This is a genomic window from Cellulomonas sp. P1_C4 (assembly GCF_056406355.1).
Genome location: NZ_JBFUAI010000008.1, coordinates 95,487 through 111,462 on the forward strand (window position 1 = coordinate 95,487; position 15,976 = coordinate 111,462).

Annotated in this window: 14 protein-coding genes; 7 read left to right on the forward strand and 7 right to left on the reverse strand. The window is 71.8% G+C overall.

Annotation, left to right across the window (positions count from 1 at the left end; all coding sequences use genetic code 11):
• The first annotated feature begins 13 nt into the window (after positions 1-13).
• On the forward strand, positions 14-673 hold the full coding sequence (locus AC1DYZ_RS08160; RefSeq protein ID WP_477064699.1) for a hypothetical protein: 660 nt from the start codon (positions 14-16) through the stop codon (positions 671-673).
• 43 nt (positions 674-716) lie between these two features.
• Here the strand turns inward: AC1DYZ_RS08160 and AC1DYZ_RS08165 are convergent, their stop codons facing one another.
• Together AC1DYZ_RS08165 and AC1DYZ_RS08170 are read right to left on the reverse strand one after the other, a co-directional pair.
• Positions 717-3,884: a glycoside hydrolase family 9 protein gene (locus tag AC1DYZ_RS08165; protein ID WP_477064700.1), complete on the reverse strand. Its 3,168-nt coding sequence runs from the start codon at positions 3,882-3,884 to the stop codon at positions 717-719.
• Between the two features lie 201 nt (positions 3,885-4,085).
• The gene (locus AC1DYZ_RS08170; RefSeq protein WP_477064701.1) at positions 4,086-5,039 is read right to left on the reverse strand and encodes a hypothetical protein; all 954 of its coding nucleotides are present in this window, start codon (positions 5,037-5,039) and stop codon (positions 4,086-4,088) included.
• 151 nt (positions 5,040-5,190) lie between these two features.
• On the opposite strand from AC1DYZ_RS08170, the gene AC1DYZ_RS08175 reads away from it, so the two are divergent.
• Together AC1DYZ_RS08175 and AC1DYZ_RS08180 are read left to right on the forward strand one after the other, a co-directional pair.
• Entirely contained in the window at positions 5,191-5,730 is a 540-nt protein-coding gene (locus AC1DYZ_RS08175; protein WP_477064702.1) for a peptidylprolyl isomerase, read from the forward strand.
• A gap of 80 nt (positions 5,731-5,810) precedes the next feature.
• Complete coding sequence (locus AC1DYZ_RS08180) at positions 5,811-6,605, forward strand: rhomboid family intramembrane serine protease (protein WP_477064703.1); 795 nt, start codon at positions 5,811-5,813, stop codon at positions 6,603-6,605.
• A 262-nt stretch (positions 6,606-6,867) separates the two neighbouring features.
• On the opposite strand, the gene AC1DYZ_RS08185 is transcribed toward AC1DYZ_RS08180, so the two are convergent.
• On the reverse strand, positions 6,868-7,116 hold the full coding sequence (locus tag AC1DYZ_RS08185; RefSeq protein WP_477064704.1) for a cell division protein CrgA: 249 nt from the start codon (positions 7,114-7,116) through the stop codon (positions 6,868-6,870).
• A 181-nt stretch (positions 7,117-7,297) separates the two neighbouring features.
• Here AC1DYZ_RS08185 and AC1DYZ_RS08190 point away from each other — a divergent pair, with 181 nt between their 5' ends.
• Genes AC1DYZ_RS08190 through AC1DYZ_RS08205 form a run of 4 tightly spaced genes read left to right on the forward strand, consistent with a single transcriptional unit; the run spans position 7,298 to position 9,777 of the window.
• Complete coding sequence (locus AC1DYZ_RS08190; RefSeq protein WP_477064705.1) at positions 7,298-8,140, forward strand: DUF881 domain-containing protein; 843 nt, start codon at positions 7,298-7,300, stop codon at positions 8,138-8,140.
• Positions 8,137-8,949, forward strand: coding sequence for a class E sortase (locus AC1DYZ_RS08195; RefSeq protein ID WP_477064706.1), 813 nt, complete (start codon positions 8,137-8,139; stop codon positions 8,947-8,949). Before AC1DYZ_RS08190 ends, AC1DYZ_RS08195 begins: the two co-directional genes overlap by 4 nt.
• 32 nt (positions 8,950-8,981) lie before the next feature.
• Positions 8,982-9,140 (forward strand): hypothetical protein, encoded by a 159-nt coding sequence (locus tag AC1DYZ_RS08200; RefSeq protein ID WP_477064707.1) that lies wholly within the window; start codon positions 8,982-8,984, stop codon positions 9,138-9,140.
• A 1-nt stretch (position 9,141) separates the two neighbouring features.
• Entirely contained in the window at positions 9,142-9,777 is a 636-nt protein-coding gene (locus AC1DYZ_RS08205; protein WP_477064708.1) for an aminodeoxychorismate/anthranilate synthase component II, read from the forward strand.
• Between the two features lie 51 nt (positions 9,778-9,828).
• On the opposite strand, the gene pknB is transcribed toward AC1DYZ_RS08205, so the two are convergent.
• The 4 genes from pknB to AC1DYZ_RS08225 are packed head-to-tail and all read right to left on the reverse strand — an operon-like array spanning position 9,829 to position 15,966.
• A complete protein-coding gene (pknB, locus tag AC1DYZ_RS08210) occupies positions 9,829-11,829 on the reverse strand; it encodes a Stk1 family PASTA domain-containing Ser/Thr kinase (protein ID WP_477064709.1) in 2,001 nt (666 codons plus the stop codon).
• On the reverse strand, positions 11,829-13,082 hold the full coding sequence (locus AC1DYZ_RS08215; RefSeq protein ID WP_477064710.1) for a serine/threonine-protein kinase: 1,254 nt from the start codon (positions 13,080-13,082) through the stop codon (positions 11,829-11,831). Before AC1DYZ_RS08215 ends, pknB begins: the two co-directional genes overlap by 1 nt.
• Complete coding sequence (locus AC1DYZ_RS08220; protein WP_477064711.1) at positions 13,079-14,530, reverse strand: peptidoglycan D,D-transpeptidase FtsI family protein; 1,452 nt, start codon at positions 14,528-14,530, stop codon at positions 13,079-13,081. The genes AC1DYZ_RS08215 and AC1DYZ_RS08220 overlap by 4 nt, the downstream gene beginning before the upstream one ends.
• Entirely contained in the window at positions 14,527-15,966 is a 1,440-nt protein-coding gene (locus AC1DYZ_RS08225; protein WP_477064712.1) for an FtsW/RodA/SpoVE family cell cycle protein, read from the reverse strand. Before AC1DYZ_RS08225 ends, AC1DYZ_RS08220 begins: the two co-directional genes overlap by 4 nt.
• Positions 15,967-15,976: the final 10 nt, after the last annotated feature.

Sequence of the window (15,976 nt, forward strand, 5' to 3'; positions counted from 1 at the left end):
GCAGCATGAGCACGTGATCCTCGCCCCGAACGTCGGCCACTATGACGAGGCGTTCGTGCGCCGCCAGTACGAGGGATCCTGGCTGGAGATCAGTCCCGAGCGTGTCCGCTGGGTCGCGCCGCCCGCGTCCGCCGATGCCCGCGGCGGGTTCGACGTCCCCGTCGGGGACGGGCCCGGGCAGGCGCGCACGATCACCCACGTGCAGGCCGCGTTCCCTGCCCGCGGCACCGAGGGCGTCGTCGACCGGTACGCCGTCACGGATGCGTCCGGCGCCGTCCTCGGCTCGTTCCCGTCGGGGCGGGGCGTGAGCGGGTCCGCGCTGCCCGAGCACCAGGCCGGGTGGTACCCGGTGACGACGGTGCGGGCCGCGGCCCAGGAGGCCGGCCTGATCTGGGCCGACCGGGACTTCACGGGCGACACCGCCGGGCTCGAGCGCGAGCTGCCCGGGGTCATGCCGCACGTGCGGGCGCTCACGGCGGTCGCCTGGTTCCGTGCGCTCGCCTACGCCGGTGGCGGCGTCGTCCTCCTGGCGCTCCCGTGGATCGCGGCGCCGACGTCGCCCGTGTTCCACGTGGTCACCGCGGTGCTCGGCGCGCTCGTCCTCGCGGGTGGCATCGGGGCCACGCCGCCGGCKATGCGCCGGCTCACGCGTCGGGCGGCCTCCCGGGGATGACGAGGGCGCCGCACCGGGTGGTGCGGCGCCCTCGTGGTCGCGATCAGGAGACCGAGCAGGTCACCCCGTTTACGGTGAAGGCGGTCGGGGCGGTGTTGGTGCCCGGGTGGGACCCGTTGAACCCGACGTCGGTGCTCGCGCCCGGGGCCAGCGTGGCGTTCCACCCCAGCCCGGTGGCCGTGACGACGCTCCCGGTCTGGGACCACGTCGCGCTCCAGCCCTGGGTCACCTGCTGACCCGACGGGAACGTGAACCCGAGCGTCCAGGTCACCGGTGCCGTCGAGGTGTTGGTGATCTTGATGCTCCCCGTGAAGCCCACGTTCCAGCTGTTGGCGGAGTACGTCACGGCGCAGCTGCTCGCGGTCGTCGTCGGGAGCGTCGTGAAGGTCACCGGCGCACTGACCGCCGAGACGTTGCCGGCGCCGTCCTTGGCCCGCACCGCGTAGGTGTACGCGGTGCCCGCCGTGAGGCCGGTGAGCGTCGTCGACGCCGACGTCGACGAGGACACCAGGGTCGAGGTGGTCCCCTGGACCCGGTACACGTCGTAGCCGGCCAGCCCGCTGCCGCCCGCGTCGGTGGACGCCGCCCAGGTGAGGGTCGCCCCCGTCTGCGTGACCGCGGACGCCGCCGGAGTGCCGGGGACGGTCGGTGCGGTGGTGTCGGCGGCGGCCGTCGTGGTGAAGGCGACCGACGACGACGTGGTCGACGCGTTGCCTGCCGAGTCCTTGGCCCGGACGGCGTACGTGTACGAGGTGCCGGCCGTGAGCCCGGTGAGCGAGAACGTCGTCCCGGTCGCCGTGCCGACGACCGTGGACGTCGTGCCGTTGATCCGCAGCACGTCGTACCCGGCCACCGCGTACGTGCCGGCGGTCGAGGCCGTCCAGGTGAGCGTCGCGCCGGTCGAGGTGATCGCGGAGGCGACGGGCGCCCCAGGCTTGCCCGGTGCCACGACGTCGACAGGCGGCGACGAGGTGGTGAACGTGCCGGTGGCCGAGGCCGCCGACACGTTGCCCGCGACGTCCTTGGCCCTCACCGCGTACGAGTACGCGGTGCTGGGCGTGAGGCCGGAGAGCACCGTCGACGCCGTGGTGGTCGAGGCGACGAGCGTCGAGGTGGTGCCCTGCACCCGGTAGACGTCGTAGCCCGTGAGGCCGCTGCCGGCGTCGGTGGACGCCGTCCAGGTGAGCGACGCGCCCGTCGAGGTGATCCCGGAGGCCGTCGGGGTGCCCGGGACGGTGGGCGCCGTGGTGTCCGTGACGGTGCCGGTGGGCTCGGTGCCCCAGATGAGCTTGCCGCCGTCGTAGAGCGTGATTGCTTTGGTCTTGGCGAGCGCCGTGGTGCTCAGGCCGGCGAACGAGGCGTCGTTGGCAGCGTTCCACGTGGAACCACCGGTGATGCGGAACTGGATCTCGCGCCGGTGCTGGGACTGCCCGCCCGGGTAGATGTTCTGCCCGATGCAGCTGATCTCGGCGTAGTACAGCGAGCCTCCCGCGCTGACCGGCTTGGTGGTCTGCGGCCCGCACTCGCTGTAGTTCGCGGACACGGTGAGGTTCGCGGCCGAGTCACCGGCGTCGAGCGTGAACCAGTAGCGCAGCGTGCCGTTCTTCAGCGACCGCGCCGGGAACGCCGACTGGTTGCGGATCATGGACTTGATCTCGGTGAACGTGCCGCCGGCGGGCTGGTTGAGCATGGCCTCGACGAAGATCTCGTCGCCGTCGGGCTGCTCGGCGACCGGGAAGCCGGCCAGCGCCGTGCCGCCGTACTCCTGCGTGAGCCGCGCCAGCGCGCTGGAGAAGCCCGCGTTGTAGTCGGTGGCCACCTCGTTGGAGGTGTAGTCCGACCGGCTGTCGGTGTAGGCGTCGTTGGCCGACGACGGCCCACCGACCAGGGCGCCGTACAGGGTGTGCCGGGTCTTCACCGGGTCAGCGATCGAGTCGAGCCACGAGCCGTGCGCGGTCCGATGGTGCGGGCTCTGCGGCGGGTTGGCGCCGAAGCCGACCACGAAGCTGGACTTGCGGGGGTTGTCGCCGAGCGCGTAGTTGATCTGCCGCACGCCGAAGTCGTGGTACCTCGCCTTGCGGGTGGCGTCCGTCAACCAGTCCGAGTAGACCAGCGCGACGAACGACGTGTTGGCTGCGTATCGGAGCGACCCCCACGAGTCCAGGACGGCCTGGCCGCCCGGTGAGTAGGGCACGCGCTGGCCGTTGACGCCGACCGTCCAGTAGTCCAACCAGCGGTTGGCGTCGTCGATGTACTGCTGCTTGCCCGTCTCCATGGCGAGCAGCGCGTACATGGCGTACGTCTTGTCGTCCCACGCGACGGTCCACTTGTAGGAGTGGGTGGTTGTCTGGTTCTCGACGCTCAGCTTGAGGTACTCGGTCTCGGCCTTCGTCAGGTAGGAGGCGTCGCCCGTCGCCTTGTAGAGCCAGTAGGCGCCCCAGACCAGCTCGTCCTGGTAGCCCGACCACGACTTGTAGTACGCGGACGCGGCCGTGACGCAGTCGGAGTACGCGCCGCGGTAGGTGTCCGCGAACGTGTACAGCTGCTTGGCGTGCGTGAGCAGCTTGGCCGAGTACGTCGGGTCGTCCGTCTTGAAGACGATCGCCGACGACGCCAGCGCGGCGGCGGTCTCCCCGGCGACGTCGGACCCGGGGCAGCTCGCGCTGACCTTGTACGACGGTCGGGCCATCGTCATCACCTCGGCGGGACCCCACCACTTGTGGTCCGCCTCGCCGTCACCCACCTGCACGTAGAGCTCGTTCGGTGCGGTGTGGGCCTTGACGAAGTAGTCGTCGACCCAGCGCAGGTTGTCCTTGACCTCGTCCAGCTGCCCGGCCTTGGTGTAGCCCTGCGGTGACGCGATGGCGCCCCACGCGAGCATCGTCGCGCTGAACGCCATCGGCAGCCCGAACTTCACGTGGTCGCCTGCGTCGTACCAGCCGCCGGTGAGGTCCTTGCCGACGTCGGCGCCGTCCGTCAGCGCGGAGTCGCCGCGCCACGAGACCGGGTTGCTCGCCGGCAGGTCGCCCGAGCGCTGGGCCTCGTAGAAGAACATCGACTTCTGCAGGGCCTCGGCGTAGTTGTACGTCGGGTCCGCGGCGGTCGCGGCTCCGGCGAGCGGGGCGACGAGCAGTCCGGCGGCTGCGACGAGCACCGCGGGAACGGTGCTGAACGCGATCGCGACGCGACCGCGGGTTCTGGGGCGGTACATGGGGGTCCTCTTCCACGGCGCTGGAGGCGTTGGGGTCGGCGGATGGCCCCGGAGTCGCCTCGCTGCGGCACCGGCACGACGCGCCTCGCGCATCGTGCAGACCGTCTCCCGGGAGGGTCAACGGCCAAAACGTTTCGGACAGCGCGCGACCCCCGGCTCCGCGAGGGATCCGGGGGTCGGGCGGTGCGCGGGGCCCTCGGGTCAGAAGGCGGGCGCGCCACCCTCGGCCGGCGGCTCAGTCGGCGGGACGGTCGGCGTCTCCGGCGCATCGTCTGCCGGCTTCGTCGTCCGGCGCGCGGTCGCCTTCTTCGCTGCCTCGGTCGCCTCGCTGACCTTGTCCTTCGCGGCCTCGGTGGCGCCCGCGACCTTCTCGGTCAGGTCGTCCTTGGCCTCGGACACCTTCTCGGTCAGCGACCCGGTGGCCGCGCTGACCTTCTCGGCTGCCTTGCGCGTGGCGTCGAGGCCCTTGGCGACGGCGCTGCCGGCGGCCTCCCCGACCGCGTCCGCGGCGTCGGCGACCCGGGCTTGCGCCGTACCGGCGTCCGTCGGCTCCCACGGCTCGGCCCACGGGTCGACGCTCGAGCGCGACCGGGTCCAGGCGGCCGCAGCCGCACCGAGGCCGATGAGGGCCGCGAGCAGCCAGAAGACCTTGGCGCCCGTGTGCTTCTTCTTGCCCGAGGCCTCCGCGGCCGCAGCGGCGATCGACGCGGCAGAGCCCTTGCCCTTCACGGCCGCAGCGTCGGCCGCCTTCTCGACGGCCGCGCCGGCCTTCACCGCCGCCTCGTTCATGGCGGCGACGAGCTTGGGCAGGAAGTCGTCGACGATCTTGTCGTGCGCGGTGTCGATGGCCGGCGAGACCCTGTCCGCGGCCGTCTCCACCTTGGGAGCGGCGGCCTTCACGCTCTCCTTGTACAGGTGCTCCACCCGCGGGAGGAGCCAGTCGATGAAGGCCTCGACCTTCGGGGTCGTCCAGTCCTTCGCGGTCGACGCCGCGTCACCGGCCTTGGCGGCGGCGTCCTTCAGCGTCTCGGCCGCTGACCCGGCGCCATCCTTCGCGGTCTTGGCGGCATCAGCGAGGGTGGCGCCCAGGTCGGCCGCCTGGTCCTTCAGCTTCTCCGTGTCGACGTCGATCTTCGGGCTCTTCGTGAACGGCATCTCGGCTCCCGGCTCGTTCGGCTGCACTGGCCTCCCACTCTGCCACCGCGAGAGCGGCAGCGCAGGATGGTCTTTGTGCAGAACAGAGCCTGTGGCCTGCACAACCGCACATTCACCGGTGTGCTCCAGGGTCGCGTGCGAGACTTCTCGCATGTTTGCGACCCTGCACACGACCGCCGGAGACATCCGGATCGAGCTCTACCCCAACCACGCGCCCCGCACGGTGCAGAACTTCACGGGACTGGCCACGGGAACGACCCCGTGGACCGACCCGACGACCGGCGAGGAGCGCACAGACCCGCTGTACAACGGCGTGGTCTTCCACCGCGTGATCTCCGGCTTCATGATCCAGGGCGGTGACCCCCTGGGCACCGGCCGCGGCGGCCCGGGCTACACCTTCGACGACGAGATCCACCCCGAGCTGTCGTTCAACGAGCCCTACCTGCTGGCCATGGCCAACGCCGGCAAGCGCCTCGACCCGACCACCGGCAAGGTGGGCGGCACCAACGGCTCGCAGTTCTTCATCTCGGTGGCACCCACCGAGTGGCTCAACGGCAAGCACACGATCTTCGGCAAGGTCGCCGACGACGAGAGCCGCGCCATCGTGGACGCCATCGAGAACACGCGCGTCCGCCCCGGTGACCGCCCGGTCGAGGACATCGTCATCAACTCGATCACCATCGAGGACTGAGACCGACCATCAGCTCTTCAGTCGACGGAGTCCCGGGCGCGCCGGTCGCGCCGCCGGTCTGCCCTCGACACCCCGACCGGGTGTCGTACGTGCGGTGCCAGCGGTGCGGCCGGCCCACCTGCCCCGAGTGCCAGCGCCAGGCCGCGGTCGGCATCCACTGCGTCGACTGCGTCGCCGAGGCTGCACGGGCGCTACCGACCACCCGGACCGTTCTGGGCGGCGTGCGCCATGCCGGCCGCCCCGTGGTCACCCTCACGCTCATCGGGCTCTGCGTCGCCAGCTTCATCCTGCAGCTGGTGCTGCCGTCGTGGACCGCCCGGTGGCTCTTCTCACCGGCGCTCGGGTTCTACGAGCCGTGGCGGTTCGTCACCGCCGCGTTCCTGCACTCGCCCGGCCAGTACCTGCACATCGTCTTCAACATGGTCGCGCTCTGGTACGTCGGGCCCACTCTCGAGAACACCCTGGGCCGCGCGCGGTACATCACCCTCTATCTGATGTCCGCGATCGGCGGCTCGGTCGGCTCTGTGCTCCTCGCGGACGCGACCCACAGCTGGACCACCGGGAGCGTCGGCGCGTCCGGTGCGGTGTTCGGCCTGTTCGGCGCGATCCTCGTGGTCAGCCTGCGGCTGGGTGGCGACGTCCGCGGCATCCTCGTTCTCATCGGCATCAACCTGGCGCTCGGCTTCGTCATGGCCAACATCGCGTGGCAGGCGCACGTCGGCGGCCTGGTCACCGGCGGGCTGCTCGCGGCGGCCTACGCCTACGCCCCGCCCGACCGCCGCCGACTCGTCGCGGTCGTCGCACCGGTCGTGCTCGGTGCCCTGCTGCTGGTCCCCACCGTGCTCGTCTACGCGTCGGCCGGGTTCGTCCGCTGACCTGGCCTCTCAGGCCCTCCCACAGCACGTTTGCGGGCCTCGCACGATCTCAACAGGGTTACTCACACCTGTGGAACTACACCGCTGTAGTTATCCACAGACTTGTGCACCGCTGGGGACAACGGCGACGTTTGCGCAGGTCAGGTGCGGTGGCTGTGGACGGACGCGTGCGGGCCCGGGTGGGGGTGACGGTGGGGACGACGGATAGACGAAGGCGCCGCCCGCATGTGCGGACGGCGCCTGGGTCGAACGAATGTGCAGGTCAGCGCCAGCGGGTCGTCATGCCGAAGCCAGCGATGATGAGGACGAACCCGATGAGCAGGTTCCACTGCTCGATGCCCGGGATCGGGTACTGCGAGCGCGTGAGGTACGTGACGACGATCCAGACCAGCCCGAGGATCATCAGCCCGAGCATCACGGGCAGGAACCAGGGCGGGTTCACCTTGGGCCCCGAAGACTTGGCGGGCGGCGGTGTGTACGTCGCCTTCTTGCGCGACTTCGACTCAGGCACGTCCGGTGCTCCTGTCCTGCGGCTGTGCGACCCGACGGTCGCGGGGGACCACGCGGGGTGACGGCGTGGCCGGGGGGCGGTCGATCGTGACGCGGCAGGCCCGCTTCGTCACGGACGCGTCGCATCGTGACCTAGCGTAGTGCCCGCCCGTACTCAGGCGTCCCACCCCCAGGAGCCGTTCGTGACCGACCACCCGCACCGCGTGCACCGTGCGCGTCGCGTGGTCGCCCGCGGCACGCTGTCGGTCGCGCTGGTGCTGGCCCTCTCCGGGGCCCTCTTCGCCGCCAACGCCAAGTTCGCGCGCGCGACCGGGGAGCGCCACCCGCAGGACCTGCGCGAGCTGGCGCAGGTCGAGGTCAAGCGCGTCGCGCAGCTGTCCACCGAGGTCGACGCGCTGCGCTCGGACGTCGACGGGCTCACCGCGAGCGAGAACGAGGCCGCGGGGACGCAGGTGGGCGAGCCGAGCGTGGGGTACCTGGTGGAGGGCGGGCTCGTTCCCGTCTCCGGCCCCGGCCTCACGGTCGAGCTCGACGACGCCCCGGCGGACTCCCCTCGGCGCGAGACCGTCAGCCCCGACGTGCTCGTGGTGCACCAGCAGGACATCCAGGCCGTGATGAACGCGCTGTGGGCGGGCGGGGCCGAGGCGATGGAGCTCATGGACCAGCGGGTGATCTCCACCAGCGCGGTCCGGTGCGTGGGGAACGTGCTGCGGCTGCATGGCCGGCTGTACTCGCCGCCGTACGTGGTCCGCGCGATCGGAAACCCCGCCGACCTGCGCAAGGCGCTCACGTCGTCGCCGCCGGTCCAGTCGTACCTGCGGGACGCCGCGGACGTCGGGCTCGGCTGGTCCGTGACCGACGCGCAGGATCCGCTCGACCTGCCCGCGTACTCGGGGACCACCGAGCTGTCGTCCGCCACCGTGCCCGACGGCGTCGAGATCCTGCCGGGGCTGGAAGCGGCCGAGGCCGAGCAGCGCGAGCGGGCGGAGTCCTCGTCCGACCCGACCCCCGGAGGCACGCGGTGAGCGGCGAGACGGCGACCGAACCCGCACCGACCAGCCGGCGGGCAGGCCGCAAGCAGCAGCGCACCGGGCGAGCGCGCCACGTCGTCTACACGACCATCGGCGTGATCGGCGAGATCCTCATCACCCTCGGCGTGCTGCTCTTCGCGTTCCTCGTCTGGCAGCTGTGGTGGACCGACGTCGTGGGCAACCGCGCGCAGGCGGAGATCGTGCGCGAGCTGCCGTTCGAGCCGGTGCCCACCGCCACCCCCAGCGCGTCCGCCAGCGCGCCCGCGGGGCCGGTCATCGCGCCGCCGCGCCACGACGACCCCCCGGTGATGGCCGAGCCGCCGCACGCGACGACGTTCGCGACCATCCAGGTGCCTCGGTGGGACGGTGAGCCCGAGCGACCCATCAGCCAGGGGACGGACCGGGCCACCGTGCTCGACGTGCTCGGCGCCGGCCACTACGAAGGCACGGCGATGCCGGGCGGCATCGGCAACTTCGCGGTGGCCGGTCACCGGACCACCTACGCCAAGCCGTTCAACCGCGTGGCCGAGCTGCAGGTGGGCGACCCGCTGGTCATCCGCACCACCGACAACATCTGGTACGTGTACCGCGTGACCTCGACCGAGATCGTCGCCCCGACCGACGTCGACGTCATCGCCCCCGTACCGGGCGTCCCGGGCGCGGTCCCCACCGAGCGGATGATCACGCTGACCACGTGCCACCCGATGTTCTCGGCGAAGCAGCGGTTCATCGTCCACGGGGTGCTCGACTACTGGGCTCCGACGGCGGACGGCATTCCGGCCGAGCTGGTCGGTGGCGCATGATGGGCACCCTCGAACGACTTGGAGAGCGCTAGATGTACGGATGGTTGTGGCGCCACACGCCCGGCCCGGTCGCCGTGCGTGTGCTGATCCTCGCGGTCGCGGCACTCGCGGTCCTGGCGGTCTGCTTCGCCTGGGTGTTCCCGGCCGTCTCGCCGTACATGCCCTTCAACCAGACGACCGTGGGGGAATGACGTGACGAAGATCCTCGTGATCGACAACTACGACTCGTTCGTCTACACGATCGTCGGCTACCTCAACCAGCTGGGCGCACAGACCGTGGTCGTGCGCAACGACGCCGTGCCGCCCGTCGAGGAGCGCACCGGGTTCGACGGCGTGCTCGTCTCGCCCGGCCCCGGCACGCCGGCGGACGCCGGCCAGAGCATGCAGGTGATCCGGGACTGCGCCGCCGCGGGCCTCCCGATGCTCGGGGTGTGCCTCGGTCACCAGGCCCTCGGCGAGGTGTTCGGCGGCGTCGTCACCCACGCGCCCGAGCTCATGCACGGCAAGACCAGCCAGGTGGAGCACAAGGGCGTCGGGGTGCTGGCCGGGCTGCCGGACCCGTTCACCGCGACGCGTTACCACTCGCTGGCGGTGGTGAACGGGACGATCTCGGACGAGCTGGAGGTCACGGCGGTCGTCGCAGGCGACAGTCGGGAGATCATCATGGGGCTGCAGCACGTGTCGCTCCCGCTTCACGGCGTGCAGTTCCACCCCGAGTCGGTGCTCACCGAGGGTGGCCACCGCCTGCTCGCCAACTGGCTCGAGATCTGCGGCGACGACGAGKCCGTCGCGCGCTCCGCGGGGCTGCACCCGCTCGTCCGGCTCTGAGCGAACGACGAAGGGCCGTCCCGACCTCGGGACGGCCCTTCGTCGTTCCTGCTACGGCGTCGTCGACGGCGCCGGCGTCGGGTTCGCGCCCTTGCCGCTCGGGCCCTTCGAGACGTGGATGTCGATCTGCTGGTCCAGCGGGACCTCGTCGCCGGCCGTCGGGTCCGTGCGGATCACGTTCCCGGCCGGCTCGTCGGACTGCTCGTCGATCCGGTTGACGTTCTGCAGGCCCAGACCCTGCAGCTCGGCGACGACCTGGTCGTAGGGCTTGCCCACCAGGTCGTTCGGGATGGTCGCGGTGGTCGGCGCGACGGCGATCGACAGGTTGATCGCCCGGCCCTGCTTGACCAGCGTGCCGGCCGCGACGTCCTGGGCGACGACCGTGTCGGGCGTCTGGTCGGACTCGACCGGGCTCGTGTTCGCCTGGAGCTTGGCGTCGTTGAGGATCTGCGTCGCCTCGGCCTTGGTCTTGCCGGTGACGTCGGGCACCTGCACGTTGCCGGTGGAGACGAAGAGCGTCACCTGCGAGCCCGCGGCGACCGCCTGGCCGGCCGGCGGATCCGTCTTGGTGACCTGGCCCTGCGGGAAGGCGGGGTTGTCGTCGTCCTGGCGGTTGGCCGAGACCTGGAGGCCCTGGGCGGTCAGGAGGTCGACGGCCTCCTGCTCGGTCTTCCCGGAGACGTCCGGGACGGCGAGGCTCGACGGTCCGGTCGAGATGTAGACCTTGACGTCGGACTTGGGCTCGACGGGCGTGCCCTCCGCCGGGTCCGACCGCGTGACCTGCTCGGCCGGGACGGTGTCGGAGGGTTCCTCGGCGCGGACGAACACCAGGTCAAGGTCGTCGAGCGTGGTCTCGGCCTGCTCGGCGGTCATGCCGGCCAGCGAGGGCACATCGATCGTCGTCGGCTTGTCGTTCTTCTGCCCGTTGGCGACGAGCAGCGCGACGATGCCGGCGACGGCGAGGACGGCGATCGCGATGAGCAGCGGCAGCAGCCACGGACGCCGGTTCTCCTCCTCCTCGTCGTCGAGACCCGTCGTGGTGACCGCGGCACCGGTGGAGGCCCACGGCGTGKCCGGCGGGATGGCCTGCGTGGTCGCGACGGGCGGGGCCATGAGCTGCGTGGCGTCGGTGGCGGGGGTCGCGACGAGGGCGGCGGCGGCGAGKGCCCCGACGGCGGGCGCTCCGACCGCGCCCCCGCGGACGGCGGCCTCGAGGTCGGAGCGGAACTCGGCGGCCGTCGAGTAGCGGGAGTCGCGCTCCTTGGCGAGGGCCTTGAGCGTGATCCGGTCGAGGGCGTCCGGCACGTCGGAGGCGAAGGTGCTGGGCACCGGCGCGGCCTCGCGGACGTGCTGGTAGGCGACCGCGACGGGCGAGTCGCCGGTGAACGGCGGGCGGCCGGTGAGGAGCTCGAACAGCAGGCAGCCGGTCGAGTACAGGTCGGAGCGGGCATCGACGGTCTCGCCGCGCGCCTGCTCGGGCGACAGGTACTGCGCGGTGCCGATGACGGCCTGCGTCTGGGTCATGGTCGCGGCCGAGTCGGCCACCGCGCGGGCGATGCCGAAGTCCATGACCTTGACCGCGCCCGTCGGCGTGAGCATGACGTTCGCCGGCTTGATGTCGCGGTGCACGATCCCCGCGTGGTGCGAGTACTCCAGCGCCGAGAGCACGCCGGCCGTGATCTCCACGGCCTCCTCGATCGGCACCGCGGCGCCGTCGCGCAGGATGTCCCGCACGGTGTGGCCCTCGACGTACTCCATGACGATGAACGGCACGTGGGCGACGACGCCGGTGGGCTCGGTGAAGACGTCCTCACCGGTGTCGTAGACGGAGACGATCGCCGGGTGGTTGAGCGCGGCGGCCGACTGGGCCTCGCGCCGGAACCGGTTCTGGAAGCTGGGGTCGCGCGCGAGGTCCGAGCGCAGGATCTTGATGGCCACCGTGCGACCGAGCCGGGTGTCGTGGCCGATGTGCACCTCGGCCATGCCACCACGGCCGATGAGCTCGCCGACCTCGTACCGTCCGGCGAGGATGCGGGATCCGTCGTCCACCACTAGGCGTCCTTTGCTTCCGTCGATGCCGGGTCCGCGGCGAGCGCTGTGGACCCGTTCTCGGTGATCATCCCATCGAGGGTGACGCCACGAGAGTAATGGGAGGCCGTGGCCGACAGCCGGGTCTGGCCGTCGGGCGGGCTGTCCGCCTTGGTGAGCTGCGCCGCGAGAGCGGCGCCGAGCAGGCCGACGAGCAGCAGCAGGAGGGCGAGCAAGGGCCAGGTCAGCCGGCCGGTGCGGCCGAGCCGCGTGCCCGAGGTCGGGGTGCTCTTGCGGACCGCCGGGCGGGTCGCCGGCTCCTCGGCGCGCCGGGTGCGGCGCGGCGGGTAGGACGGCGGCGGTGCGACGGCGGGGGGCGGCGCCGACGCGACGGCGGTGGCGAACGTGTCCGGCGTCCGCTCCTGGGTGGCGACGAACACGGGCACGCCTGAGGGCGGGGTGCGGGGCACGAGCCTGTCGAGCAGCTGCGCGAGCTCCTCGCCCGACGAGGGCCGGGCGCTGGGCTCCTTGGAGAGCAGCCGGGTGACCAGCGCGGCGAGCTGCTTGTCGACGCTCGCGGGCAGCGGCGGCACCGGGTTGTTCACGTGCGCCACGGCGATGTCGACCGCCGTCGGCCCGGTGAACGGCCGGTGCCCGACCAGCGCCTCGTAGGCGATGATCCCCAGCGAGTACAGGTCGGACAGCGGGGTCGCGGGCTTGCCCACGGCCTGCTCCGGCGAGAGGTACTGGGCGGTGCCCATGACCATGCCGGTCGCGGTCATGTTCACCTGGTTGCGGGCCAGCGAGACGCCGAAGTCGGTGATCTTCACGCGGCCGCCGCGGCCCAGCAGGATGTTGCCGGGCTTGACGTCGCGGTGCACGACGCCGGCCAGGTGCGCGGCGTGCAGCGCCCGGGACGTCTGCGCGAGGATCGGGAGCAGGCGGCGCGTGGGCAGCACCGGCTCGCGCTCGAGCAGGTCGGACAGGGGTTCGCCGACGACGAGCTCCATGACCAGGAAGCCGGAGCCCTCCTGCTCGCCGTAGTCGAACAGCTGCGCGATGTTGGGGTGTGACAGGGACGCCGAGTTGCGGGCCTCGGTGCGGAACCGCTCGAGGAAGCCGCGGTCGCCCGCGAACTCCGAGCGCAGCACCTTGACCGCGACCGGCCGGGCGAGGGCGTCGTCGTACCCCTCCCACACCTCGCCCATGCCGCCGACGGCGATCTGCCGGACCAGCCGGTAGCGCTCGCCGAGCAGGACCCCGGATGCCGTCTTCACGAGCCCAGCACCGCCTCGATGACGGCCTTGGCGATGGGCGCCGCCACCTTGCCGCCCGTGGCCTCGTTGCCCACGTTGCCTCCGTGCTCGACCAGCACCGCGACCGCCACGCGAGGGGCGTCGGCGGGCGCGAAGGCGGTGAACCACGCGTGCGGCGGCTGCCCGTCGGCCGTCTGCGCCGTGCCCGTCTTGCCGGCCACCTGCACGCCGGGGATCTGCGCGGCCGTGCCGGACCCGCCGTTCACGACGCCGATCATCATGTCCCGCAGCGACGCGGCCGTGCCGGGCGAGATCGCGGTCGAGTACAACGTGGGCTCGGTCTCGGAGACCTTGTGCAGGTCGGCCGAGCGGACCGTCTGGACGACGTACGGCGTCATCAGCTGGCCGCCGTTGGCGATCGCCGACGCGACCATCGCCATCTGCATCGGCGTCGCCTGGACGTCGCGCTGCCCGATGGCGGACTGGGCGGTGACCGGCGCGTTCATGTCGTCGGGGAATACGCTCTCGACGACCTTCATCGGGATGGTGAGGCCCGGGTCGTTGAAGCCGAACCGCTCGGCCTGGGCCTGGAGGGCGTCGGCGCCGACGTCCATGCCCAGCTGGGCGAACGCGGTGTTGCACGAGACGCGCAGGGCGTCGGCCAGGGTGATCGGGTCGCTGCCGCAGCCGCCGCCGCCGAAGTTGCCGATGGTCGCGGTGGTCTGCGGGAGAGCGAGCTCGACCGGCGCGGGCAGCGTGCTCTCGGGCGTGTACTGCCCGCTCTCGAGCGCCGCCGCCGCCGTCACCAGCTTGAACGTCGACCCCGGGGGGTAGCGCTCGAGGGTCGCGTTGCTGCGGAGCGGGTTTCCGGGGGCCGACGCGAGCTGGTTGTACGCGGCGCCGGCGGCCTTAGTGTCGTGCGACGCCAGCACGTTGGGGTCGAAGCCCGGGGTCGAGACGAGCGCGAGGATCTTGCCGGTGGACGGCTCCAGCGCGACGACCGCCCCCTGCTGCCCGGCGAGCCCGTCGAGCGCGGCCTGCTGGGCGGCCGGATTGAGGGTGGTCTCGACCGCGGCACCCTCGGGCTGGCGGCCGGTGAGCAGGTCCCGGATGCGCGAGAAGAACAGCCGGTCGCCCCGGCCGGTGAGCTCGTCGTTGGCCGCGTTCTCCAGCTGCGTGCGGCCGTTCACCACGGAGTAGAAGCCCGTCATCGCCGAGTAGAGCTCGCCGTTGGTGTACGACCGCTGGTAGCCGTAGGAGTCCTCGACCTTGGTGGACTGAGCGATCGCCTCGCCCGCGACGACGATCGGGCCGCGGGCGTTGCCGAACTCCCGGTAGAGCGTGCGGACGTTGCGGCTGTCGTTGTTGAGCGTGTCCGCCTGGAAGTACTGGATCCAGGTGGCGCCCGCCATGAGGCCGACGAACATGACCAGGACGACCGTCGCCAGGCGGCGCAGGGGTGTGTTCACCGGACACCGCCGATGATCTCGGTCGGCTGGTCGTCGTCGCCGCTGCCGCCCACGACCACGGGCGTGCCCGCGATCGGCGTGAGCACGGGCTTCATCGAGGGGGCCGGACGTCGGGCCTCGTCGGAGATGCGCAGCAGCAGCGCCACGATCACCCAGTTCGCCACCAGCGACGAGCCGCCGTAGGCGAGGAACGGCGTGGTCAGCCCGGTCAGCGGGATGAGCCGTGTGACGCCGCCGACGACGACGAACGTCTGCAGCGCGACGATGAACGCGAGGCCGCCGGCCAGCAGCTTGCCGAACCCGTCGCGGACCCCGATCGCCGTGCGCATGCCACGCTCGGTGAGGATGGCGTAGAAGAGCAGGATCGCGATCAGCCCGGTCAGGCCGAGCTCCTCGCCGAGCGACGCGACGATGAAGTCCGACTCCGCGAACGGCACGAGGTCGGGTCGCCCCTGGCCCCACCCGGTGCCGAACAGCCCGCCGCTGGCCATGCCGAACAACCCGCGCACCAGCTGCCCGGAGCCGCCGGGGCTCTGGTCGAAGATGGCAGGGTCGAACGCGTGCAGCCAGGCGTCGAATCGCGCTCCGACGTGCGAGAACGCGCTGGCGGCCAGGGCGGCGCCGACGAGGAACAGGAGCAGGCCGATGACGACCCAGCTCAGCCGTTCGGTGGCGAGGTAGAGCATCGCGACGAAGAGGCCGAAGAACAGCAGCGAGGTGCCGAGGTCGCGCTCGAGCACGAGGACGGCGACCGACGCGCCCCAGACGATGAGGATCGGACCGAGGTCGCGCGGGCGTGGCAGCTGCAGGCCCAGCACCTTGGGGCCGGCGAGCGCGAGGGTGTCGCGGTGGGTCACCAGGTAGCCGGCGAAGAAGATGGCGAACGCGATCTTGGCGAACTCGGCGGGCTGGAACCCGACCCCGCCGACACGCACCCAGATCCGGGCGCCGTTGATGAGGACGCCGAGGCCCGGGACGAGCGGCAGCATGACGAGCACGAGACCGGCGACCATCGCGGTGTACGTGTAGCGCCGCAGCGTCCGGTGGTCGCGGAGCAGCACGATGACGAGCGCCGCGAGCACGACCGAGACCGCGGTCCACACCAGCTGGCGCTGGGCGAACGTGTCGTCGCGGCCGCGCGCGGTGTACGCGAAGTCGATGCGGTAGATCATCGCGAGCCCGATGCCGTTGAGCGCGACGGTGATCGGGAGGATCACCGGGTCCGCGAACGGGGCGCGCCAGCGCAGCACCAGGTGGACGCCGACGGCCAGCGCGGTCAGCCCGGCGCCGTACCCGATCACGTCGGGCGGGATCTTGTCGGAGGTGCCGATGCCGGCCAGGGCGTACGACGAGATGCCGATGGCCAGGGCGAGCACCAGCAAGCCGAGCTCCACGCCCCGACCGGCCCGCACCCGGTGCGGTTGGACGGTGGCCATCACGCGCGGC